The organism is Pseudoalteromonas sp. KAN5 (assembly GCF_022846535.1).
GTDB classification, from domain to species: domain Bacteria; phylum Pseudomonadota; class Gammaproteobacteria; order Enterobacterales; family Alteromonadaceae; genus Pseudoalteromonas; species Pseudoalteromonas haloplanktis.
In genome coordinates this window covers 1,126,523-1,150,450 of the sequence record NZ_AP025589.1, presented here as the reverse complement: position 1 = coordinate 1,150,450, position 23,928 = coordinate 1,126,523, and the positions used below count along the sequence as shown (strand labels likewise).

18 protein-coding genes and 1 pseudogene are annotated in these 23,928 nt (G+C 41.8%); 11 read left to right on the top strand and 8 right to left on the bottom strand.

All coding sequences use genetic code 11. The features are described from left to right. Window positions 1-52: 52 nt before the first annotated feature. Window positions 53-736, top strand: a complete 684-nt coding sequence (locus KAN5_RS04960; RefSeq protein WP_244390627.1) for a GntR family transcriptional regulator — start codon at window positions 53-55, stop codon at window positions 734-736. 34 nt (window positions 737-770) lie between these two features. Here the strand turns inward: KAN5_RS04960 and phnW are convergent, their stop codons facing one another. The 5 genes from phnW to KAN5_RS04935 form a co-directional block, all read right to left on the bottom strand. After that, on the bottom strand, window positions 771-1,868 hold the full coding sequence (gene phnW / locus KAN5_RS04955) for a 2-aminoethylphosphonate--pyruvate transaminase (RefSeq protein WP_244390626.1): 1,098 nt from the start codon (window positions 1,866-1,868) through the stop codon (window positions 771-773). A 145-nt stretch (window positions 1,869-2,013) separates the two neighbouring features. Then, window positions 2,014-5,010: a TonB-dependent receptor gene (locus KAN5_RS04950; protein ID WP_244390625.1), complete on the bottom strand. Its 2,997-nt coding sequence runs from the start codon at window positions 5,008-5,010 to the stop codon at window positions 2,014-2,016. A gap of 30 nt (window positions 5,011-5,040) precedes the next feature. After that, window positions 5,041-6,117, bottom strand: a complete 1,077-nt coding sequence (locus tag KAN5_RS04945) for a FecR domain-containing protein (protein ID WP_016707310.1) — start codon at window positions 6,115-6,117, stop codon at window positions 5,041-5,043. Further along, the gene (locus KAN5_RS04940; protein WP_016707311.1) at window positions 6,114-6,671 is read right to left on the bottom strand and encodes an RNA polymerase sigma factor; all 558 of its coding nucleotides are present in this window, start codon (window positions 6,669-6,671) and stop codon (window positions 6,114-6,116) included. Before KAN5_RS04940 ends, KAN5_RS04945 begins: the two co-directional genes overlap by 4 nt. A gap of 130 nt (window positions 6,672-6,801) precedes the next feature. Next, on the bottom strand, window positions 6,802-7,692 hold the full coding sequence (locus KAN5_RS04935; RefSeq protein WP_244390624.1) for a LysR family transcriptional regulator: 891 nt from the start codon (window positions 7,690-7,692) through the stop codon (window positions 6,802-6,804). Window positions 7,693-7,805: 113 nt separating this feature from the next. On the opposite strand from KAN5_RS04935, the pseudogene KAN5_RS04930 reads away from it, so the two are divergent. Together KAN5_RS04930 and KAN5_RS04925 are read left to right on the top strand one after the other, a co-directional pair. Continuing rightward, window positions 7,806-8,452: pseudogene (locus KAN5_RS04930) on the top strand (peroxiredoxin-like family protein). After that, window positions 8,452-9,216 carry a haloacid dehalogenase type II gene (locus KAN5_RS04925; protein ID WP_244390623.1) on the top strand — a complete coding sequence of 255 codons (765 nt, stop codon included), beginning with the start codon at window positions 8,452-8,454 and terminating at the stop codon, window positions 9,214-9,216. Before KAN5_RS04930 ends, KAN5_RS04925 begins: the two are co-directional and overlap by 1 nt. A gap of 82 nt (window positions 9,217-9,298) precedes the next feature. On the opposite strand, the gene KAN5_RS04920 is transcribed toward KAN5_RS04925, so the two are convergent. Then, the gene (locus KAN5_RS04920; protein WP_016707315.1) at window positions 9,299-9,901 is read right to left on the bottom strand and encodes a TetR/AcrR family transcriptional regulator; all 603 of its coding nucleotides are present in this window, start codon (window positions 9,899-9,901) and stop codon (window positions 9,299-9,301) included. A gap of 230 nt (window positions 9,902-10,131) precedes the next feature. Between KAN5_RS04920 and KAN5_RS04915 the strand changes: the two genes are divergently transcribed. The 8 genes from KAN5_RS04915 to KAN5_RS04880 all read left to right on the top strand — a co-directional run bounded on the left by KAN5_RS04915 (window position 10,132) and on the right by KAN5_RS04880 (window position 21,886). Next, window positions 10,132-11,334, top strand: a complete 1,203-nt coding sequence (locus KAN5_RS04915; protein ID WP_138553883.1) for an efflux RND transporter periplasmic adaptor subunit — start codon at window positions 10,132-10,134, stop codon at window positions 11,332-11,334. A 14-nt stretch (window positions 11,335-11,348) separates the two neighbouring features. Further along, complete coding sequence (locus KAN5_RS04910; RefSeq protein WP_016707317.1) at window positions 11,349-14,522, top strand: multidrug efflux RND transporter permease subunit; 3,174 nt, start codon at window positions 11,349-11,351, stop codon at window positions 14,520-14,522. A gap of 109 nt (window positions 14,523-14,631) precedes the next feature. After that, entirely contained in the window at window positions 14,632-15,243 is a 612-nt protein-coding gene (locus tag KAN5_RS04905; RefSeq protein WP_244390622.1) for a PilZ domain-containing protein, read from the top strand. Between the two features lie 74 nt (window positions 15,244-15,317). Next, window positions 15,318-16,373 (top strand): agmatine deiminase family protein, encoded by a 1,056-nt coding sequence (locus KAN5_RS04900; protein ID WP_016707319.1) that lies wholly within the window; start codon window positions 15,318-15,320, stop codon window positions 16,371-16,373. Then, the gene (locus KAN5_RS04895) at window positions 16,370-17,263 is read left to right on the top strand and encodes a carbon-nitrogen hydrolase (RefSeq protein ID WP_016707320.1); all 894 of its coding nucleotides are present in this window, start codon (window positions 16,370-16,372) and stop codon (window positions 17,261-17,263) included. Before KAN5_RS04900 ends, KAN5_RS04895 begins: the two co-directional genes overlap by 4 nt. 44 nt (window positions 17,264-17,307) lie before the next feature. Next, entirely contained in the window at window positions 17,308-20,781 is a 3,474-nt protein-coding gene (gene mfd / locus KAN5_RS04890) for a transcription-repair coupling factor (RefSeq protein WP_016707321.1), read from the top strand. Then, window positions 20,781-21,617, top strand: a complete 837-nt coding sequence (locus KAN5_RS04885) for a peptidoglycan binding protein CsiV (protein ID WP_016707322.1) — start codon at window positions 20,781-20,783, stop codon at window positions 21,615-21,617. Before mfd ends, KAN5_RS04885 begins: the two co-directional genes overlap by 1 nt. 17 nt (window positions 21,618-21,634) lie before the next feature. Continuing rightward, entirely contained in the window at window positions 21,635-21,886 is a 252-nt protein-coding gene (locus KAN5_RS04880; RefSeq protein ID WP_244390621.1) for an outer membrane protein assembly factor BamE, read from the top strand. A gap of 44 nt (window positions 21,887-21,930) precedes the next feature. Here KAN5_RS04880 and KAN5_RS04875 read toward each other — a convergent pair whose 3' ends face one another. Both KAN5_RS04875 and KAN5_RS04870 read right to left on the bottom strand, forming a co-directional pair. Then, entirely contained in the window at window positions 21,931-22,479 is a 549-nt protein-coding gene (locus KAN5_RS04875; RefSeq protein ID WP_029216028.1) for an HPP family protein, read from the bottom strand. 69 nt (window positions 22,480-22,548) lie between these two features. Then, window positions 22,549-23,904 carry a hypothetical protein gene (locus KAN5_RS04870; RefSeq protein WP_138553880.1) on the bottom strand — a complete coding sequence of 452 codons (1,356 nt, stop codon included), beginning with the start codon at window positions 23,902-23,904 and terminating at the stop codon, window positions 22,549-22,551. Window positions 23,905-23,928 lie beyond the last annotated feature (24 nt).

Here is a 23,928-nt window from a genome sequence, read left to right as displayed (position 1 = left end):
TTTTTCATTCACATAAGCTAAGCTGACTGCTTACCTTTATAAGAGCGACACCATGTTGTTATTTCAAGAGATCCGAAATTATATTCATCAACTGCTTGCAGATAAGAGCATAGCTGCAGGTGATAAGCTACCATCTGAGCGTGCCTTACAAGAGCAATTTAATTCAACGAGAATCACCGTACGAGAAGCGCTACTGCGCCTAGAGGCCGAAGGCTTAATTTACAGCCAAAAACGCCGCGGTTGGTTTGTTACTCCCGCGAAATTAAAATGGCATCCAGCAACAAAAGTAAACTTTTATGAATTAGCTAAACAGCAAGGTTTTAAAGCTGATACCTTCGTTATAAATTTAACCACTGAAGCAAATTTTAGCGACAGCGGTTTAAGCGCACCAAATTTATATCACTTACAACGTGTTCGAAGTCTCGATAATCGTGCGGTAATGTATGAAGATATCTATTGTGATGCACAGCGTTTTAAACAATTAGAGTCTCACAGCTTAAATGGTTCTATTACCGATATCATGGCAACTCAATACAATACGCTAGTGTGCAAAGAAAGTAGTGTTATTAGTGTCACCGTATTACCCGATCATGTTGCTATCAAGCTTGAAAAAAACAGCGGCACACCTTGTTTAAAAGTTATAAGAAAGCGCTATGATGAATGCCATACACTGGTTGATCACAACATTGAATATTGGTTACATAATGCAATAGAGATGATTGTTGAAGGCCAATAAATAAGGCTCAGGTAAAGCTGAGCCTTAACATGCTTTATTTCTGCCAGTAGCAACACGCTGCAATGGCTGATAATAAACCTTCTATATCTTTTGCAAATACATGACCAATATTGCCAATTCTAAAGCAGTCTGCCTCGGACACTTTACCTGGATAAATCACAAAACCTTGCTGCTTAAGCGCATGATAAAATTTCTTAAATTGATAATCTGGATGCGCTGGTGAATAGAAAGAAGTGATGATGGGTGAATGTAATTCATCATCCAGTAAAGTGGTAAAACCCAGCTCTCGCATGCCTTTTACTAAAAGCTGTTGATTTTCTTGATAGCGAGTTGCACGCGCTGCAATCCCCCCCTCTTCGTTTAATTCAAATAAAGCTTGATGAAACGCCCGCACAACATGAGTCGGTGAAGTAAAGCGCCATTTACCCCCTTGAGTTTGCATACACTGCCACTGCGCATATAAGTCCAATGACAATGAACGTGCAACGCCTTTAGCTGCGGCTATTAATGCCTGTTTACAGATCACAAAACCAAAACCAGGCACGCCTTGAATACATTTATTAGAAGAGCTTATCATTACATCAACATGCAACTGAGCTAAATCAAACTCGATGCCGCCAAAGCTACTCATCGCATCGAGAATAAACACTTTATTATGATTTTTTACTAACTCACCAACATCTTGCACGGGGTTTAACATGCCTGTAGTTGTCTCACAGTGAACCATGGCAACATGGGTAATGCTTGGGTCGTTATCAAGGATATCGTTGATCTGTTGTAATACTGGCTGTTCTGTTTCAGGGTAATTTAAGCTGTGGTAATTGATATTTAAATAATCGGCAATTTCTGTCATTCTTTGCCCATACGCACCATTATTGATAATCAATAACTTATCATTGTTAGCTACTAAACTACCCAGTGCTGATTCCACGCTTGCAGTGCCGCTGCCCTGCATTAACACACAAGTGTACTGGTCATTTTTGGTGGCTAAACTTAGCAATTGTTTGCGGATTGACTCTACAATATCGCGATTATAGTCATCATCCCACGTACACCAATCTTTAAGCATGGCACTTTTCACCGTTGCTGAAGTTGTTAATGGTCCTGGCGTTAATAATAAATAATCATTCATAGTTATCTCTAATAATATCTGGTCTAGTCCAGATATTATTCACCATATTAACTTGTTGTAACAGTGAAGTTTTTATGACATTCAATTAGGCACAAAAAAAGGGCCTTACGGCCCTTCAAAAGTTAAATAACGTAGGAGAAGTTATTTAGAATCGGTATTCAGCACCTACATAGTAGTAAGCACCGTTAAAGCCAAATGGCGCAGAGCGACGTGAGTACTCAAACACCCCTGTAGAACTAACTATCGTATTCCCCGATGCATCCACTATAGTGCCTGCGCGTGAGTTACCAATGGTGTTTTTATCTGGGTATACGTCAAATAAGTTGTTGGCGCCAATATTTAATGACAGGTTATCAGTAACGTAATAGTTCACTTTAACATCTGTTAGAATTTCAGCCCCGTAGGTTTGACGACCACCGTCTTCGACTGTATATTCACCAAAGCGGTTAAATGACAAGTTGACTGTCCAATCTTCTACACGGTATAAAGCACTTAAGTTAACTCTATCTTGTGGTTGCCACTCTTCGATGATTGAGGTTTCTTGCGAAGAAAATACATCTTCAACAGGAATAGTCTCAAGACCACTGCCTTGTGGAGTAAATAAATCCACGACATCGGTTTCAGTAAAATTAGCTGCTAAGGTAAAATCTAGCGTGCCGCCTAACCCTTCAGTATTCCAGGTTGCTACAAAATCAATGCCTTGTGTCTCAGTGTCGGCACCATTTAAGAAAAACTGTCCAGCCCCTGCCCCAGAACTTACTAATGCAGCATCTAAGGTGTCTGATAAGCCTTTGCCTAAACGATTACTGATCACAATGCGGTCATCAATATCAATTGAATAGTAATCTAACGTCACATTAATGTTATCAGTCACGTTATATACAATACCCATACTTAGATTTTGTGATTGCTCTTCTTTAAGCTTTGGAATACCGATACTTTGCGCAAGCGTACTGTCGTTTCTAAACGTACCAACTTCTTCAGCCACTAAAGCACCATTAGGACCAACCACAAATTGCGTGCTTATGTTATTAAAATATAACTGCTGCATAGAAGGTGCTCTAAAGCCTGTACTCACCGCACCACGTAACGATACGTCATCAGTCACAGACCAGTTACCAGCTAACTTAAAGTTTACCGTGTCGCCAAACCCCTTGTAGTTATCATAGCGCAGCGCACCTGAAATAATGACATCATCAATAATGTAGGTTTCAGCATCAAGATAAAATGAAATAACATCACGAGATTCATCCACTGATGACGCAGGCGCTGAGCCACCAAACCCTTGCGTACCACCAGCGGCATTTTCGCTGCCAATACCTGCGCTCAGACCGTCGTAAATATTTACACCATTATTGGTATCGTAATCACGGTATGCGTATTCGCTACCTTCGAGAATACGGTATTCATCAGTGCGTAATTCCGCCCCCATCGCGAGCGAGAAATCATCATAATCTTGCGTAAAGTCAAGGTTAATCGTTTGCAGTGATAACTCCATGCCATACGCATACGCTTGGCGAGGGATAGTGGCACGAATATCATCGGCACTTAGACCTTGCTCGTATCGCAGTAAATTTGCATATGAGCCATTGATGGTATCACTGGTCGTGTAATCGATGCTGTTTTCACCATAAGTGTATGACAAATCAAGACTTGAGCTATTATCAAAGTCTTTTTTAAAGCCAAAGTTGTACGACACATCATCAATGGTGGTATTAATTTTTGGTAAGAAACCCATCGGGATCACCGCATCACCATCTTGCAATACCGGGTTACCAGCACCATTAGCATTTTCACGGAAAAATGCGGCAGATTCATTATCACGGGTAGAGTATGTAATGAAACCGTAGAGCTCACCACCTGCAAGCTCATAACCCGTATTCACTGTTAACGCAAACTGTTGAGAGTCTGCATCACCAATTCTAAAGGTATCACGAGGAGCTGTTAACTCACGAGGATCACCCGCTAACAAGGTGCCATCAGAAAGTTCTGTACAACCATAAAATTGGCAAGAGCCATGCAAACCCGCGCGATTAGTTGGCGCACGGTCACGGTAATTAATCGTCGTATTTAAATAACCCTCATCACCTAAAGCAAAGCCTTTATTAAAATCAACGGTTACGGTTTCACCATCTCCTTCAGAATATTGACCATAGTTAACGGCAGCTTTTCCACCTTCATCAGCATCTTTTAAAACAATGTTAATAACACCTGCAATCGCATCAGAACCGTATTGCGCAGCAGCACCATCACGTAACACTTCGATACGCTTGATTGCAGCAGCTGGAATTGCATTCATATCAGTGCCTGCAGTGCCACGCCCTACCGAGGTATTAATATGGATAATACTGGCTTGATGACGGCGCTTACCATTGATAAGAACTAAAGTTTGATCAGGCCCTAAACCACGTAACGTAGCAGGACGAAGTGCATCAGTGCCATCACTGATCGATGAACTTGAAAAGTTAAAAGAGGGTGCAATTGCTTGCAGCATACGACCAACTTCTGTTTGCCCTGTATTTTCCAGTGCTTCGGCACTTAAAATATCAACGGGGACGGGTAAATCTTCAACTGAACGCCCTGCTACACGGCTACCAACAATAGCAATTTTTTCAATGTTTTCTTGCGCTGCTTGTTCTTGTGCGTTTGCCACTTGACTGTTAGTTGCCATTAAAAGTGGTAAAACAGCGGCACTGACCCCTGAAAGCTTTCTCATGTTGTTATCATTCCTATTGATTTGTTTGAGTTTTATACTCAGTAAACCATTTTGATCAACAATCGCATCGAGTTCAGTCTGTTTTAGCATATTGCTAAGCGCTTCTAACTGAGTGTAATAACCATACACTGATTGAGCTTGGTATTGTTTGGCTAAATCAAACGAAAAAACCACCGTTTGTTCCGTTTGTTTAGCAAATTCAATCAGTGCTAAGTCTGCTCGTTGCGCTTTTATGTCAAATTGTATCATCTGTGATTCAGCCGCCGCGCTCACATTAAAGCTTAATGCAAGCGGTGCAGCCGCTAAAAACCCACACATTAAATACGTTTGGTTACTGCGCAACTTATATAAACAGTTGAGAATGAATAATCCGCTATATAATTTTATCTTTTTATTAATTATTTTATTACTTTTTGCTTTAACCATTATAACTTCTGACACTTTTAATCAAAAAGCTTAACCATGATCGGACTGTTTAAGGCTCACAATGTGTTCACCTAAACGTTCATGTTCAATGGCTAAATTTAATCGTAAACTATCGAGCAACCCGACAATATCCCCAGCCTTAAAAACACCCGCTACTTTTAGTGAAGCTAAACGTGGATCTGCTAATTCAAAGCGTGTTGCGGTATACCTACTCACTTCTTGTAATGCATCGCTAAGCGGTTCACCGTTAAAAATTAACATACCTTGTTGCCATGCTAAATCGCGCTGTACATCATCTTGTGTTAAACGCGTAATTGGCTTTGTAATACTTTCTTTTATGACCGCTTTTTCACCAGAGATGACAATACTTGCATTGATATTTTTAACCTTTGCAGTATCGTTACTGGCATTTTGTAATTGTACGAAATCATCCGCATTAACAGCGACTGAAGGGTCAGTGATCATCACTTTGCCTTCTGTCACCACTAACTCTAGATCTGATGCTGCATTACGCTGCACATTAAACACCGTACCTAACGCTGTAAATGACTTATCCCCTGCCATCACCGTAAAAGGACGGGCAGCATCTTTAGCAACGTTAAAACGTCCTTCGCCTCGAGTTAAGATCAACTGGCGACGACTCTTTGTATACGCCACTTCCAATAAACTATTGGTATTTAGTTGTACTATGGTGCTGTCAGGTAATACAAACGTGGCTTGCTCTCCCACTTTAGTACGATAAATTTTGCTGTACTTTGCCTGTTCATGAGGCGCACTAGGCCAATGCTCAATACCAATAAACATAAAACTAGCAATCAATAAAGCGGCAAAAATACTGGCAGCAATCGAAAAATGTGTGGTTTTACGCGCAGGTTTATTAATACCATGCTTATTAGGGAATAAACTACTTAGCTCATTAAGCACGCTTAATTCGTCCCACAATTGGGCTAATTCGAATACCGCATCTTGATGGGCTTTATTTTCTTTAACCCAGCGCTGGAATTGCTGACGTTCTTGCGCAGATAAACCACGATCCATGGCACTGATCCAACGACTCGCTTTAGCTTGAATAGCGTCTTTAGACGAAAACTGATGAATATTACTCATTCTCCCACCCTCCTGGCAGGTTTAATTGTAGGTTTATGCTGCTCACCCAACTGTTCATGCTGCTGCATATAATGCATCGACTGTAACAAACCTTTAGCGATATGTTTTTCAACGGTACTTTCGCTTAATTTCATATGCGCTGCGATTTCTTTTTGGCTCATGCCGTATACTTTCTTTAATATAAAACATTTTCGTACTGGCTGGCTTAGCTGCTCAGTAGCGCGACAAAATAATAAGAAGCGCTCTTTTGAGGTCACTTCATCCTCAAGTTGCATTGATTTTAATGCTTGCTGGTAATCATCCGTCGTGTCTAGTGAATCACACTGTTGATTATCCCATTTTGCAATATGATTAAGCGCTAAATGCTTGGCTGTTTTTAACATGTAACTACGAGCATACTTAATATCTTGTTTTAAATCAGCCTGATAGCTTTTAACAAAGGTTTCTTGTACGATATCTTCTACATCATCTGGTTGCACAATACGCGAAACAAACCGACGCAGCTGCGAAGACAACTCTAGAAATGTAGTGGATAATGCAAGCTTACGCGTCATTATTGACTGTACCTTTGTTATTATTGTTACGCTAAGAGTACGAGTTTTGGCGACAATTACAAGCGCGATTGTTAATTTTGTGGTTATTTACGCCGCTTCCCTCACAAAACACTTACACTATTTATTAATTTTAAACTAAGGGTGTGCTGAATAACGATTTCATAAAATCATAAAACACTTCTGTTTTTCGGGTGGTTAAACTGTTTTGCGGTTTCAAAAACCAAACCGGTGCATCGTTATCAGCTAACACACCTGGAAGTACTTCAATTAACTGCCCGCTGGCTAACTCTTCAAAAATTGCTAATTTCGACTTAATTGCGATTCCGTGCCCTGCAATGGCCGCTTGAGTCATATTATCTGAGTTTGAAATAGTAAAACGTGTTTTGGCGTTAAAATTAACGACTGTTTGATTGTCACTTCTTAACTTTAGTTGTCGCTGCCAAGGTAGGCATACCCAATAATGTTGTGCTAATTCAGCGAGATCAGTTGGCATACCATATTTTGCTACATAACTTGGGGCAACACATAAAATACGATGATTATTCACCACTTTACGAGAAAGCAATCCAGAGTCAGTAAGTTTCCCCACGCGAATAGCAACATCTTGTGCATCATCTACAACATTAACAAAGTTATCTGAAATCAAAAAATCTAAGGTCAGCTCAGGGTATTGCGCTTCAAATGCAATGAGTTTAGGCATCACAAACTTTGAAAACACCCAAGGCGGCATGGTGACCCTAAGTAAACCACTCACCGATGATCCCCGCGCACCAATATTATGCTCTGCATCATGTAATGCTTCTAAAATAGAGCCAACTCGTTGATAAAATACTTCACCCGCAGGCGATAAGCGAATTCGTCGGCTATCTCTGAACACCAGTACAGTTGATAACTCTCGCTCTAGCTTCGTCAGCCTATGGCTCACCGTTGCGGGTGATAGCCCTTGTGCGCTGGCTGCCGCTAACACCCCTTTGTTTTCAACAATCGCTATAAATGTTTCTAAATCACTAATACTGTACATGCAGGCCTCCTAATATGTTCAACATTTTCGAACACAGCTTTTAGTTTTACAATGTTTATTTAAATAAGCCAAACAGTATACTGGTTAACATTCAAGCCTAAGAGGAAACAATCATGAACTTAACAGCTCAAATTACCGCCTACGAGCAGCAAAAAAAGCCAATGTACCCAGTGATATTCTTGCTGTGATGGACCAAACCACAGAACAATTAATAGCAACCCACCTTAAAGATAACGCCTTAAAGGTGGGTGATGCTGTCGCTGATTTCAGTTTAACTAACCAACATGGTGGCACAACAAGATTCGCTGACTTACTTGCCTCAGGCCCTGTCGTCATCAGTTTCTATCGTGGTGGTTGGTGCCCATATTGTAATTTAGAGCTAAAAGCGCTCAATGCACTCTTGCCTGACTTTAAAGCACTGGGAGCAAAACTTGTGGCGATTTCTCCACAATTGCCTGATGCATCATTAACCACTGCACAAAAAAATGCACTTGAATATGATGTACTCTCAGATGTGGGCAATCAAGTCGCCGAACAGTTTGGTTTAGTGTTTACGCTCGATGAGCGCTTAAAACCTATCTATGCGCAATTTGGTTTAGATATTGCGCAAGCTAATGGCGATGATAGTTTTCAACTACCTTTACCTGCAACTTATGTTGTAGATCAACACGGGATCATCACCTACGCTTTTGCTGATGAAGATTATACATTACGCGCAGAGCCAAGTGATGTGCTTAACTCATTAAAGGTGGATAAATAATGATGCTAATTAAAAAAATACATACCGTGATTGTTACTATTTTAGTCACTTGCAGTTTATTTGGAGCAAACGTTATGGCAGATCAATCGCAGCTAAACAAACCAAAAGTAATTATTTTTGATGTAAACGAAACACTACTTGATCTTGAGTCTATGCGCACATCGATTGGTGCTGCATTGGGCGGTCGTGAAGATTTATTACCTTTATGGTTTTCAACCATGCTGCATCATTCACTCGTCAGTACAGCGATTGGGGATTATCAAGACTTTGGTAAAATCGGTGTTGCTTCATTACTCATGGTGGCGCAAAACAACAAGATAAAACTCGATGCTGAGCAAGCGAAAACAGCCATTGTTACACCGTTATTAAGTTTACCCGCACACCCTGACGTAAAAGCTGCGTTGCAAACGTTGAAAGATCGTGGTTATAAATTAGTGAGCCTTACAAATTCATCTAACCATGGTGTAAAAACACAGTTCGAAAATGCTGGCCTAACCGCATTTTTTGACGCACGTTACAGCATCGAAGATATTAAAATTTACAAACCAGATTTACGTGCTTATCAGTGGGCGTTGGATAAATTAGGGGTAAAACCAGAACAGGCACTGATGGTTGCCGCGCATGGTTGGGATATTGCAGGGGCAAAAGCTGCAGGCTTACAAGCCGCTTTTATTGCTCGCCCTGGTAAAGCGCTGTATCCACTTGCAGAAAAACCTGACTACAACGTGAAAGATTTAACAGAGTTAACCGCTCTACTCAAATAAGCCTGATCTAGGTTGTAGTTCCAAGTTGATTTACCCAAATCAATACCCAAGCGATCCACTCATGGATGAGTTGTGGTCGCTTTTATTTTTGTAGTTTAATACCGCTAATAAAAAATCGTGACGTTAGGTCAATTAGCTGTTCAATTTTTTCCTCATCAAGCGCTGGCTTCCATTGGATCACTTGCTCCCAGTAGGCCATTTTTTTTAACCCACCGTAGAAAAATGCCGCTGCAATATCCGCGGGAATATCGTTTAAAATTCCAGCCTCATGTGCTTGAGCAAACCACCCTTGTAACCCTTTACCACAGTCTAAAAACTTTTCCTCTAAGCGCGCTGCTTGTTGTTGATCTCGCATTGACTCAATAATCACAATACGCGACAACGTTAAATAATCTTGATCACTGCCCAACGCAAGCGATAGTCTCGCAAGCTCCTTTAACTGATCATACACAGCCACATCACTGCGATAATGATAATTTTGTAGCTGCTCAATACGTGATAATAGCAATTGCACTACGTTATCAAATAAAGCTTGTTTATTGGCATAATGCTTATACAGTGTCCGCTTTGAAACATTCGCTTTTCTGGCGATGGCCTCCATGGTCGTACCGACTAAACCACGATGTGCAAACTCCTCGATCGCAACACACAATACATCATTGTGCTTTGTATTATTTGGTTCCATACTGCCCCCAATATTTATCCAAGCATGATACATGAATAAACGAACCGATAAAAAGTAAACGTAAGTGTATACCTTAAACTTGAATAGGTATACACTTGCGTTTACTTAAGCTAAATGGATTCTGCATTACTCAATGTATGTTGATCATAAAATCAACCAGAGTGTCATGCTGCTAACCTAGAAAACATTTAATATTTTTCATACTTAACAATTGGAACTGTGGAGTAATCATGCGTCTGCCTTTCGCACCATCACAATTATCTTTACCTGTATTATTATTGACCTCAGCCGCATTATTACTGCAAGGTTGTAGTGAGGCACCTAAAGCCGAGCAAGCAGCAATGCACCCTGCGGCTGTTGCAACCACTATTGCAAGCTATGAAGATGCCCCTTTTACTATTGAACTGCCTGCGACCTTATCAGGGTCTAAAGAGGTTGAAGTCCGTGCCAGAGTTACTGGAATATTAGAATCACGTAATTTTGATGAAGGCCAAACCGTCAACCAAGGACAGTCATTATTCACTATCGATTTAGCGCCATATCAACTCGCGGTTGAGAGTGCACAAGCCGCCTTAGATGGCGCAAAAGCGTCATTGGTGCAATCTGAGCGTGAAGTTAAACGTTTAGCAAAGCTACGCGCCGACAAGTCAGTTTCACAACGTGATTACGATAACGCCAGCTCCACCAAAGACATTGCAACTACCACGTTAGCAGCCGCTAAAGTGGCACTAAAGGAAGCACAGCTCAATTTAGAATATGCACAAGTCAAAGCACCTGTTGCGGGAGTGATGGGTCGTGAATTTGTCTCTGAAGGCACTTATGTATCAGGTCCAGATCTATTATTAACGCAGATAACTCAACTTGATCCTATTCGCTTACGCTTTGGTATTTCTGAGCGTGAGCAGTTACACATGCGTCAAGATGTCGAAAATGGCTCATTAACCTTGCCAGAAAAAGGTCAATGGCATACCAGCATTAAACTACAAGATGGCTCTTTGTATCAGCAAACAGGCAAAGTGAACTTCTCTGACGTGCGTATCAACCCTAATACCGGCACCAGTGAACTACAGGCTATTATCCCTAACCCTGATTTTAAACTACGTCCTGGGCAGTTTGTGCGTGTTAGATTAAGTGGCGCGGTTCGTAAAAACGCTTTCGTTATACCACAGCGCGCAGTGCTTGATAATGGCACAGGCAAATTTGTTTATGTAGTCGCAAAAAATGAACAAGGCGGCACAATTGCCCGCCCCGCACCAGTTGAAGTGGGCGAATGGATCCAAAAACCTGACAATCAAGGTGATAAGAACTTTTGGTTGATTAAGTCAGGGCTAAACGCTGGTGATGAAGTGATCATTGATGGTATGGCAAAGATTTTCTTTCCTGGTATGCCAGTGGCTGTTAACAATGCAACACACAACGTAAGCGCAGACTAAGCGCAGGGAGTTTTATGTTTTCTCGTTATTTTATCGACAGACCTATTTTTGCGTTTGTTATCTCTATTGTGATTGTTTTGGCGGGCCTTGCCGCCATGCGCAGTTTACCCATTGCGCAATACCCTGAAATTGCTCCGCCTGTTGTGCAAGTAACGGCCGCCTATCCTGGGGCGTCCGCTGAAGTACTTGAGCAAACCGTTGCAGCACCTATAGAAAATGCCATTACAGGTGTAGAAGGCATGATGTATATGTCATCGACTTCAACCAGTTCAGGTGCAACGACTATCGAAATTACTTTTGAAATCGGCACCGATATTGACCAAGCAGCGGTCAATGTTAATAACCGTGTTAAGCAAGTTGAAGCACGTTTACCAGAAGAAACCCGCCGCCAAGGTGTCGTTGTACAAAAAGGTTCATCGAGCTTTTTGCAGGTTCATGCGTTTTATTCGCCAGATGATAGTCGCGACAGTTTGTGGACGTCTAATTATGTGACCCTGAATATTTTAGATCGCATCAAACGCATTCCTGGTACCACCAGCGTGCAGATTTTTGGTGCTAAAGATTACGCTATGCGCATTTGGTTGCGTCCGGATGTAATGAGTCAGCTCGGTGTGACTGTTGAAGAAGTTGCCGGCGCTATTCGCAGTCAAAACTCGCAATATGCAGCAGGCTCGATTGGTGCTACCCCAACATCACAATCTGCACAAGAGCTGGTTTACAGTGTCACTGCGCAAGGGCGCTTATCAGAGCCTGAACAGTTTGAAGAGATCATTATTCGCTCAAACCTAGATGGCAGCAGTTTACGTTTAAAAGATATAGCCCGTGTTGAACTCGGCGCAAAAGATTACAACTTTAGAGGCACCATCAACGGCAAGGAAGCGGTATTATTAGGTATTTTCTTACAACCTGGTGCCAATGCCCTTGATGTAGCCGCAGAAGTTAATGGCGTACTAGCAGAAGTAACTCAGCAATTCCCTGCAGGTCTTGCTCATTTAAATTCGTACGACACCACCCGCTTTGTAGAAGTGTCGATCCGCGAAGTAGTTAAAACACTACTTGAAGCGATGGTTCTGGTATTTCTAGTGGTATTTTTGTTTTTACAAAATTGGCGCGCAACGCTTATTCCAACCCTTGCCGTTCCAGTATCATTACTTGGTACATTCGCCGGTATGTATATGCTCGGTTACTCAATTAACTCGCTAACCTTATTTGGTATGGTGCTATCGATTGGTATCGTGGTCGATGACGCTATCGTGGTACTTGAGAATGTTGAACGTATCATGCATGAAGAGCATGTTAGCGCCCATGAAGCCGCCATTAAAGCCATGAAAGAAGTATCAGGTCCAGTGGTGGCTATTGTGTTGGTGCTGTGCTCTGTGTTCGTGCCAATAGCCTTTTTAGGTGGATTAACCGGTGAATTATTCCGCCAGTTTGCAATTACTATCTCAATTGCCGTTAGTCTATCCGGCGTAGTCGCACTGACCATGACCCCTGCTTTATGTGTACTGATTTTAAAACAAGAACACAAACAAACTGCTAAGTTCTTTTTATGGTTCAATCGTGTATTCACCAGCATAACCAGTAAATATGTCGGTGCTGTAGGATTTATGGTTCGCCGTGGTGCACTCGGCTTATTGCTGATGATTGGTATGGTGTCAATCACTATTGGACTTTGGAAAAATACCCCAGGTTCACTGGTGCCCGACGAAGACCAAGGTTTTTATATCTCAGCTATTTTCTTACCTGATGGCTCGTCCCTTGAGCGCACAGAAAAAGTAGTCGCAGAAGTCATTAGTGCCGTACAGTCAAATCCAGCCAACGAAAATGTCGTGGCATTCACTGGCTTTGACTTTATCGGTGGCGGGTATAAAAATAGTGCCGCAACCTTATTCGTAACGCAAAAGCATTGGGATGAACGCGAAGTTGATACTAAGAGCCTCGTCAATGAACTGTTTATGAAAACAGCGCATATCAATGAAGCGTTGGTGTTAGCGTTTAACCCCCCAGCTATTTTTGGTTTAGGCAATACTGGCGGTTTTGAATTTTATATTCAAAACAAAGGTGCTGGCGGCCCTGAAAAGCTACAGCAAGCCATGGGATTGATGATGGCTGAAGCGCAAAAAAGCCCTGTTTTAAGCGGTTTACAAACCTTATGGCGACCGAATGCGCCGCAGCTTAAAGTTGATGTTGACCGCGAACAAGCCCGTGCTATGGGTATTGAAATTGACGATGCGTTCACCGCCTTAGCAGGTACTCTAGGCACATATTATGTTAATGATTTCAATAAATTTGGTCGTGCATGGCAAGTACTGATGTCGGCAGAGGCAGAGTTTAGAATGAAGCCAGATGACATTGGCCGAATTTATGTGAAAAACAGCCAAGGGACTATGGTGCCCATGTCAGCGTTTACTAATATAGAGTACAGCCGCGGCCCTGAAAGCCTAAACCGTTATAACAATCTACCCGCGGTTAAATTACTGGGTAATGCAGCACCGGGTTACAGCTCTGGTCAAGCAATTGCAGAAGTTGAACGTATTGCAAAAGCCGTCTTACCACCGGATATGACCTACGACTGGACCGGCTCTGCGTACCAAGAAAAACGCAGCTCAGGCACCACAGGTATCGCCTTAGGCCTAGCAGTGATCATGGTGTTTTTAATTCTTGCAGCACTGTATGAGCGTTGGTCATTACCATTATCTGTCATGTTAGCTTTGCCATTTGGTACCTTTGGTGCGTTGGTTTCAATTTGGTTAGTTGGTATGACCAATGATGTCTACTTCCAAATCGGTTTGGTTACCCTACTTGGCTTAGCCAGTAAGAACGCAATCCTGATTGTTGAATACGCCTTGATGAAACATCAACAAGGTTGGAGCGCAAGCGCTGCTGCACTTGAAGCTGCCCGTCTACGTTTTAGACCTATTATTATGACCTCGTTAGCGTTTATTTTAGGCGTAGTTCCTTTGGTTATCAGTTCTGGCGCCGGTGCTGGTGCTCGTCACAGTGTCGGTACTGGGGTTATGGGCGGCATGATGGCCGCAACATTCCTAGCCGTGTTCTTTGTGCCGCTGTTCTTCTATTGGTTAACCGAGCGCAAATTAACAGAGCAGCGCTCACGTACTGATTTAGCGGATGAAATCGCAGCTCACCATAAACGAGAGCATGTTGATACTCAAGAAGGTAACGTTTAACAAAAATATAAGGGCAAACAGTAGTTTGCCCTTTCTTTTGGCTATTTGATAACTAGCAATTTAATCTCGTCAGCGCTACTATTAGGTTATTACGTTGAGGAGCTTAATTATGAACAGTGAGAAATTAACCGAGTTTGAGCAGTACTTTCAAATAGATGAAAGTAATCGTGTGAACTTGTTTGCTGTTAATGATGACAAAGTTCCTGCTACATTAGCGCAACTAGAAGCAGATATTCCCCCCTTATTTAAACTTGCCAATGAAGTCAGTGAACTTGAACAAAGCTCTCTTAGACCACTGCGTAATTTAGGGGATGTGGCACAAGAACTGGCCGTATTTTTGCAGGCGCAATCACGCAAAATTGACTTAATAATGAGTCATATTTTAGCTTCAGAGCAGCCTGAAGATAATGCTATGTATTGCGATAGTTATGGCGGTGGTGGCGTTAAATTCACCGACACCAAGGCGTATTCTATTGGCCAAGCATTTCGTACGAAACTGTTTTTACAACACGAAGCCTCAGCAATCTATTGCTACACTGAGGTCGTCGCTGTTAATCAAATTGACGATGAACATTACCAATACACACTTCTGTTTAAAGCTATTCGCGATAGCGATCAAGAGCTTGTTGTCCGTGCCAGTTTACATGCACAAACCAGACAACTTAAAAAGCGTCAACAGCAAGAAAGAAATAACTTTGATAATAAACCACCAACTGAGTAACAATAGCGACGAAAAAGCTGACATATGCGACTGAAATGCTAAACTAGCCACACCTTTGTTTGTTTATTAAATTCATGAACTTTAGACTTTTACCCGAATGGGCCGAGCAAGACGCCGTTATGCTCACGTGGCCACACCAAGCCACTGACTGGTGCGACAATTTAACCGCTGTAGAACCAGTATACGTGCAGCTATGCCAACACATCAGTCGTGTTGAGCAGCTAGTTATCATCGCGCATGATGAAGCCTTAAAAATACATATTAGCCAGTTGCTAAGCAACAATAATGTTGATTTAAGTCGTGTACATTTTGTCGTAACACCGTGTAATGATACTTGGGCACGGGATCACGGTCCGCTTACCTGCGCTGCATTAGAAGACAGCAAGCAGCTAAAAATTGTTGATTGCACCTTTAATGGCTGGGGTAATAAATTTACCAGTGATTTAGACAACAAAATAAATGCGACTCTAGTAAAGCAGCTTGCTGCTGCGGCTAATCAATACCAAGCGCTTGATCTAGTTTTGGAAGGCGGTGGCGTTGAGATTGATCAACACGGGGTATTGTTAACCACCAGTGAATGTTTACTTAACCCAAATCGCAATCCGACTCTAACCCAGCAAGACATTGAGCAGTGCCTGCGTGATCAACTAGGCGCTAGCGACTTTTTGTGGGTTGATCACGGTTATTTAGCCGGTGACGATACTGACAGCCACATCGATACTTTAGTGCGCTTTGCACCCAATGATACCTTAGTGTATGTAAAATGTGATGATGAAAGTGATGAGCATTTTACAGCCCTTGCTGCAATGGAAAAACAGCTACAAGGCTTTAAAACGACTGTTGGTGCGCCTTATACGTTAATCGATTTACCGTGGCCAAAAGCCGTTTTTAACGATGAAGGTGATAGATTGCCTGCCACTTATGCTAATTATTTAATTATTAACGGTGCTGTTTTAGTTCCTACCTATGCGGATGAGAATGATAACTTAGCACTTGCGCAAATTCAGGCAGCTTACCCTGATCATCAAATAATAGGCGTTAACTGCTTACCAATTATTCATCAATTTGGTAGTTTACACTGCATTACTATGCAATTACCCCGTGGATTTTTAGCTGGAGCATCAATATGAGCAGCCCTGCAAATTTAACCGTTGCCCTAGTGCAACAAAGTAACAGTGATAATGCCGAACAAAACATGGCTAAATCAATCGCCGGTATTCGCGATGCGGCAAACCAAGGTGCACAACTGGTGGTGTTACAAGAATTACATCGCAGCCTGTACTTTTGTCAAACCGAAGACGTAGATGTCTTTGATTTAGCTGAAACCATCCCAGGTCCAAGCAGTAATACACTCGCTGAGTTAGCAAAAGAGCTGGGGATTGTGATTGTTGCCTCACTATTTGAAAAACGTGCTACCGGTCTTTATCACAATACTGCGGTTGTGCTTGAAAAAGACGGTACCATTGCAGGCAAATACCGCAAAATGCATATTCCTGACGATCCTGGTTTTTATGAAAAATTTTACTTCACACCGGGTGATTTAGGCTTTCAGCCGATTCAAACCTCTGTTGGCAAGCTTGGTGTACTAGTATGTTGGGATCAATGGTTTCCCGAAGCTGCACGCCTAATGGCAATGGCCGGTGCTGAATTATTAATTTACCCAACAGCAATTGGCTGGGATCCCCGTGACGATAACGCAGAGCAAACGCGTCAAAAAGATGCCTGGGTCATTTCGCAACGTGCACACGCGGTTGCCAATGGTGTGCCAGTGATTAGTTGTAACCGTGTTGGTCATGAAAGTGATCCAAGTGGGCAAAGTGACGGTATTCAATTTTGGGGGAATTCATTTATTGCCGGTCCTCAAGGTGAACTGTTAGCTGAAGCCAATAACACCGATGAGCAACTGTTAGTGGTTGAACTTGATCAAAAACGCTCTGAAAATGTTAGACGAATTTGGCCATACCTACGCGACCGTCGTATTGATCATTACCAAGATCTAACCAAAATATATCGCGATTAAGAATAAATTAGCGCCTCAATTGAGGCGCATTAAAGGAGTAGTAAATGGCGTTTGCGCAATGGGCAGCCTTGCCTTGGGTAAAATCTCAAAAAGATAAAATTCAATGGGGGCAACTGACAGGCAGTGGGTTAAGTATCGCCATTGCCCAAGGTGTCAAACAACAAGATGGCTTAGTGCTGATTGTCACCCCTGATACCCCTAGTGCACTGCGCTTAGAAACCGAATTAGAATGCTTACTTCCTGATCATCCGGTCATGATTTTTCCCGACTGGGAAACACTGCCCTATGATCACTTTTCACCGCACCAAGATATTATTTCATCACGTTTAGCCACCTTAAATACGCTAAAAAAAGAACAACAAAGTGTATTAATTGTACCGGTTTCAACCTTGATGTTGCGAACAGCCCCTGCTTCGTTTATTTATGGCTCCACCATTAATTTTAAAGTCGGCGATATTCTGGATACGCACCAGCTGCGTAATAACTTAGAGCAAGCCGGTTACTTACATGTACAACAAGTGATGGAGCATGGTGAGTACGCCATTCGCGGTTCAATTGTTGATTTATACCCGATGGGCAGCCCGCATCCATTTAGACTTGATTTTCTTGATGATGAACTTGACACCATTCGCTTATTTGATGTTGAAAGTCAGCGCTCTGATGAAAAAGTCGAAAAAATTGAGTTATTGCCTGCCCATGAGTTTCCGACCAATGAAGCGGACATTGAGCGCTTTAGGATCAACTATCGCGAAAAGTTTGGCGCCAGCTCATCCCAAGATTCCGTGTATATGCAAGTAACCAAAGGCAATTGGCCGGCGGGCATTGAATATTACATGCCGCTGTTTTTCGAGCAACTTGCCACTATCTTTGATTACCTACCAGCGCACACCACCGTGATGCAGTTAGGTGATTTAGAAAATGCAGCCGATCACTTTTGGCATGATGTGAATGTACGTTATGAAAATCGCCGCGTCGATCCCCTCAGACCTTTACTTGAACCGGTTGCCTTATATCAACCGATCAATGAATTGTTTGCCAATTTAGGCAACTTTGCCCGCATTCGCCTTTCGCAAGCAAAGCTGCCTACTAAGGCGGGAAATAAAAATCTCACTACCAGTGAATTACCGGCTGTGCGCATTGATCATAAACTGCATGAACCGTATCAAGCGTTTATCAATTATGTTGCCGCGCAAAAAAAACAAAAAGGCCGTATTTTACTGTCGGTTGAATCAGACGGTCGCAGGGAATCTTTACTCGCCATACTTAAACCCAGTGGTCTAAAATTTAAAGAGTTTTTATCATTCGACGAGTTTGTTAATAGTAGTAGCGATGTAGGGCTGATTGTCAGCCCATTAGAACAAAGCGTCGTGCTAGGCACTAAACCTGTATTATCAATTATTACAGAGCAAGAGTTACTCGGAATTAAAGTATCGCAGCGCCGTCGTCGTAAACATAAATACGAAGCCAGCCAAGATGCGTTAATTCGTAATCTTGCAGAGCTTAAAGTAGGCCAACCTATTGTTCACCTTGATCACGGCGTAGGCCGCTATCAGGGGCTACAGACGATTGATGCAGCAGGTTTGATCACCGAATTTGTTACTATCACCTATGCTAATGATGCAAAACTGTATGTGCCGGTATCAGCACTGCATATGTTAAGTCGTTATTCTGGAGGGGAAGAAGCCAGTGCCCCACTACATAAACTGGGCTCAGATGCATGGGAAAAAGCGAAAAAACGCGCAGCTGAGAAAGTCCGTGATGTGGCAGCTGAATTACTCGACATTTATGCTAAGCGACAAGCAAAACCAGGTAATGCCTTTAAGCTTGATGGCGCAGCTTATCGGGTATTTAGTGATAGTTTTCCGTTTGAAGAAACTGACGATCAACGCAATGCCATCGAGGCTGTGTTAGGCGATATGCAAAGTAAACACGCTATGGACCGACTAGTCTGTGGTGATGTTGGTTTTGGTAAAACAGAAGTTGCCATGCGCGCCGCATTTGTTGCAGTGAACGATAACAAGCAAGTTGCGGTATTAGTTCCAACCACATTACTTGCACAACAACACTATGAAAACTTTAAAGACCGCTTTGCTGATTTACCCATTGAAGTAGGTGTACTGTCTCGCTTTAATTCGCCAAAAGAGCAAAAAGACACCTTAGAAAAAATGGCCAAAGGTACCCTAGACATTGTCATTGGTACCCATAAGCTTATTCAGCAAGATATTATTTTCAAAGACTTAGGCTTATTAATAGTCGACGAAGAGCACCGTTTTGGGGTTCGTCAAAAAGAAAAAATCAAATCATTGCGTGCCGATGTTGATATTTTAACGCTAACGGCAACACCTATCCCACGGACTTTAAACATGGCCATGAGTGGTATGCGTGACTTATCAATCATCGCCACCCCACCTGCGAAACGTTTGGCAGTAAAAACATTTGTTCGCCAACGCGATGCTGATTTAATAAGAGAAGCGGTGCTGCGTGAAATTAAACGCGGCGGCCAAGTGTACTTTTTACATAACAATGTTGAAACTATTGATCGTGTTGCTGAAGAAATTAGCGAGTGGGTGCCAGAAGCAAGCGTTGCCTCTGCGCATGGACAAATGCGCGAACGAGATTTAGAGCAATTGATGAGTGAATTTTATCACCAAAAATATAATGTATTAGTGTGTACTACGATCATCGAAACGGGTATTGATATCCCAACAGCTAATACCATTATTATGGATAGAGCCGATAAACTGGGTTTAGCGCAATTACATCAGCTGCGCGGTCGTGTTGGCCGTAGCCACCATCAAGCCTACGCCTATTTATTAACGGGTAATCCAAAAGCACTGTCCAAAGATGCTGTAAAACGCCTTGAAGCGATAGAGTCTCTCGAAGATTTGGGCGCAGGTTTTGCGCTTGCGACCCATGATTTAGAAATTCGTGGTGCTGGTGAACTATTAGGCGATGACCAATCCGGACAAATGCAAACCATCGGCTTTAGTTTATACATGGAAATGCTAGAGCAAGCGGTGAAAGCCCTACGTGAAGGTAAAGAGCCAACCCTTGAAAACTTACTCCATCAACAAAGTGAAGTCGATTTAAAACTCGCAGCTTTATTACCTGATGACTATATTCATGATGTTAATGCGCGATTAGGAATTTACAAACGAGTTGCCAGCTGCGCTAATATTGATGATATGGATGAATTACAAGTTGAACTGATCGATCGCTTTGGTTTATTGCCCGATGCCACGAAAAACTTGTTTAGTTTGCAGCAGCTCAAACTCAAAGCCAGTGAATTAGGAATTAAGAAAATTGAAGCGAACCCTAAGGGTGGCTATTTCGAGTTTAGCCAACATACTAAGGTTAACCCTAGCTTCATTATAGGTTTGATACAAAGTGCGCCTAAGGTGTACAAAATGGATGGTGCAAATAAGTTGCGCTTTGCGATCAATGAGGCAAATGCCCGTGAACGCTTAAAAATGGTCACTGCAATGATTGCAGATTTCGAAAAAAAGGTTAGCCATTAATGTTGCTTAAAAAATCTCTGATCCTACTGTGCTGCGTATTCAGCAGTGCAGCATTTGCTGAGCGTTGGTTTGAAGTTGAAGTACTCATTTTCAAACAACGCCCTGCCCCTTATCTGCAAGAAGATTTTAGTTTGGAGCAAGATCCAATCAGGGCCAAGCGTAGCCTTGATTTACTGACACCACTTTATAGCGAGCAAGCAAAACAAGACTGTATAAATGGTGACAGCCGTTTTAATTCACAATCATTAACCGACTCAGTAATTGGTGCCAGTCACTCTAACTTATGTGATGACAGTATTGATTATTTACACAGTTACTCAAGCTTACCAATAAGTCCATTAGCGCCAGCTAAAGACGATATGGAGCAAACCTACTTACTTGCCCCAGAGCAGCTACAATTTAAGTCACAACAACAAGAATTGATACGCAAAGGTCTGAGGCCTTTACTGCATACTGGTTGGCGTTTCGCTGGAGCAAGTCAGTCTCGCTCTGAGCATATCAAACTATTTGCTGGTAAATTATTACGCGCCCCAGTCGTTGCCTCTACATCACAATATTCAAATAATGACTTCATTAGTTTAGTGAGCTCGAATCAACCCATTGTCCCCGAAATTGAACAAGCCGCTGATCAATGGGAGTTAGATGGTATCTTTAATATTTACCTGCGCCATTACTTATTTATTAACGCTAGTTTTGATGTTAATGAAAGCCTACCTAATGGTGACATTCAGCATGCTCGATTTTCACAATTTAAGCGGGTAATAAGTGGCGAGATACATTATTTTGATCATCCTAAAATGGGGATGATCGTGCAAATTAGAAAATTTAAACACTAAATAAAGGAAGATAATCAATGAAAAAGTTTTTCATTATCGCGGCAGCATTGAGCCTTGCAGCCTGCTCAAAAGTAAGTTTAGAAAATTACGAAAAGATCGAAATAGGTATGGATAAAACCGAAGTTGAAGCCATCTTAGGGAGTGCACATAGTTGTGTAGAAAAAACCCTACATACAAACTGCACATGGGGTAATGAGAGTAAAAACATCGAAATTACGCTAGTGTCTGATAAAGTATCTTTATACAGCAAAAACGGTTTAGAGAAGTAAAAATCATACCAGATGGAACATATCTCCATCTGGTTTTATAAAATCTACCACCAGTATACTGGGTAATGGCGTTTAGGATTGCGTGATAAATTATTAACTAATAACCCCACCAATAACATAATTGCAGCCCCTGATAACACAGGACTTATTACATAGAAATACCCAAGTTTCTGTATCGACTCACCACCGATCACAGCAATCAATGCTGTTGCCCCGCCTGGTGGGTGCAATGTACGGGTTAAATGCATCACTGCTATTGATACTGACACTGCAAGCGCACTGGCCAACATTAAATCGCTGCCTAAAAATTTGGCAACGGTTACTCCCACCAAAGCACTAAAAAAATGGCCACCAATCAAATTGCGTGGTTGAGAAAACTCAGCCAATGGCGCACCATAAATAAGCACTGCAGTAGCCCCTAAAGAGCCAATTAAATATAAGTTACTTAGTGGGTCAAACTGTAAGCTTTTACCAATCATAGCCACTAAGTAAATCCCCAAGAAAGAGCCAAGTAATGACCATAGAATTTTACTCATCGGTTTACGTGGCGGGCATTGGCTTGTTGCTGTCATTCTAGAGATAAGCAGACGCATTGTACTCCCATTAAGGCAGAATAAAGAGGGTGATAATACCTGATAGCGATTGAAAATAGACTAAATTATTTATTCCATTTCGCTATAAATAAGCTCAATGTTAACTATTTTACTTCTGTTTAAAGTGATCTTATAACGTTGGTATTTTATCTCCTGAGCACTTTGATAAGAAACCACCACATTCAATTGGTATCTACGCTCTACACTTTGTTTAGATATCTTATTATTATCAATATGATATAGCTTACCTTCACCCTTTTTTAAGTTACGCGTAAATGCAGCTAAACTGAACTGTAAATTCTGTTGCAAACTATCATAGCCAGGTAAAAACTCTTTAGCGCTCACCCGAATCTCACTGGCAAAATGCAACCACTGCGCCGCTTGTTTATTTTGCTGGCGCCGCTTTGAAAATATCTTTCTAACATCCTCAGGAATATGCCTAAAACGGGTATATTCAAGCCATATATATTGTGTGGCTATTTTGTCTTTAGTAACGCTATTACGAAATTGAAATCGCCATTTGGGCCGTCCTTTTACTATTGCTCGCCAAATTACTCGGGTAATATCTTCTTTAAAAATTTCCCGCATACCATAAATGGCACCTAAAATAATCACTAAGGTAGCTGTCACTTCAGTAAACGAGATCCGGGCATTCAGTACAACCACCATCACAAATGCCATTATGATTGCGGTAACAGTGCCTTTAACGAGTCGTTTTAAATAGCTGTTAAGGTGACGAGTACTCCGGTTCAACACCACCCCATGCTCAATCAAACGCTGTAATAAGCGCATTTTATTAGTAAGTCGATTAGCATCAAGCAACGTCGATTCTGAGTTATATTGTTGTTCATGGCGATAGTTTTGCTCAGCTTTACAAAAATTCATCAGCTCAGTGCGCTCTTTGGCGTAATCACTACTGCGTGGCCCTTCATCAAGTAACTTTAAAAATGACTGCTCAATATGCCAGCTTAAATAGTTGTCAGCATTGGTGTAAAACGAAATCAGCTTCTCGTCATCAGGGGTATAACGTCTTAATTTTTTTAGTAAGCCCTGGCTTAACTCACACAACTCAATGGCCCGCTGATAGAATTCATCAAGCTCTTTAATCTTTAATGTATCTTTAATATCTGTATCAATTGCTAAGCGCACTTGATAGCAATAGAGGTTAAGATTTTGCCGGTAATCTTGCTGTTCGCCTTTATTTTTACTGACAAAACGACTACGCACTAAAGGTAAATGGATATTATTGGCGTTATAGGCTAAATGCGATTTAAAGTGATTATTAAAATACGCTTCTTCAGTGAGCGTTTGTGGGTTGATCCCCATTTCATTAGGGATAGAAAAGTACAAGTCAATACGCTGTTCAGAGCGCGGACTCAGTTCTGGTTCGATAATAAAGGATAAGTTTTCATCCTGTTTTAACAATCAACTCTCCTAAAAAAATTTAGA

What these genes read in the sequence shown, in the direction of transcription:
- KAN5_RS04900 (WP_016707319.1), top strand. Translation starts at nt 15,318, where the DNA reads ATGAACTTTAGACTTTTACCCGAATGGGCCGAGCAAGACGCCGTTATG.
- KAN5_RS04945 (WP_016707310.1), bottom strand. Translation starts at nt 6,117, where the DNA reads ATGAGTAATATTCATCAGTTTTCGTCTAAAGACGCTATTCAAGCTAAA.
- KAN5_RS04920 (WP_016707315.1), bottom strand. Translation starts at nt 9,901, where the DNA reads ATGGAACCAAATAATACAAAGCACAATGATGTATTGTGTGTTGCGATC.
- KAN5_RS04880 (WP_244390621.1), top strand. Translation starts at nt 21,635, where the DNA reads ATGAAAAAGTTTTTCATTATCGCGGCAGCATTGAGCCTTGCAGCCTGC.
- phnW (WP_244390626.1), bottom strand. Translation starts at nt 1,868, where the DNA reads ATGAATGATTATTTATTATTAACGCCAGGACCATTAACAACTTCAGCA.
- KAN5_RS04905 (WP_244390622.1), top strand. Translation starts at nt 14,632, where the DNA reads ATGAACAGTGAGAAATTAACCGAGTTTGAGCAGTACTTTCAAATAGAT.
- KAN5_RS04935 (WP_244390624.1), bottom strand. Translation starts at nt 7,692, where the DNA reads ATGTACAGTATTAGTGATTTAGAAACATTTATAGCGATTGTTGAAAAC.
- KAN5_RS04925 (WP_244390623.1), top strand. Translation starts at nt 8,452, where the DNA reads ATGATGCTAATTAAAAAAATACATACCGTGATTGTTACTATTTTAGTC.
- KAN5_RS04910 (WP_016707317.1), top strand. Translation starts at nt 11,349, where the DNA reads ATGTTTTCTCGTTATTTTATCGACAGACCTATTTTTGCGTTTGTTATC.
- KAN5_RS04915 (WP_138553883.1), top strand. Translation starts at nt 10,132, where the DNA reads ATGCGTCTGCCTTTCGCACCATCACAATTATCTTTACCTGTATTATTA.
- mfd (WP_016707321.1), top strand. Translation starts at nt 17,308, where the DNA reads ATGGCGTTTGCGCAATGGGCAGCCTTGCCTTGGGTAAAATCTCAAAAA.
- KAN5_RS04960 (WP_244390627.1), top strand. Translation starts at nt 53, where the DNA reads ATGTTGTTATTTCAAGAGATCCGAAATTATATTCATCAACTGCTTGCA.
- KAN5_RS04895 (WP_016707320.1), top strand. Translation starts at nt 16,370, where the DNA reads ATGAGCAGCCCTGCAAATTTAACCGTTGCCCTAGTGCAACAAAGTAAC.
- KAN5_RS04940 (WP_016707311.1), bottom strand. Translation starts at nt 6,671, where the DNA reads ATGACGCGTAAGCTTGCATTATCCACTACATTTCTAGAGTTGTCTTCG.
- KAN5_RS04885 (WP_016707322.1), top strand. Translation starts at nt 20,781, where the DNA reads ATGTTGCTTAAAAAATCTCTGATCCTACTGTGCTGCGTATTCAGCAGT.
- KAN5_RS04875 (WP_029216028.1), bottom strand. Translation starts at nt 22,479, where the DNA reads ATGCGTCTGCTTATCTCTAGAATGACAGCAACAAGCCAATGCCCGCCA.
- KAN5_RS04950 (WP_244390625.1), bottom strand. Translation starts at nt 5,010, where the DNA reads ATGGTTAAAGCAAAAAGTAATAAAATAATTAATAAAAAGATAAAATTA.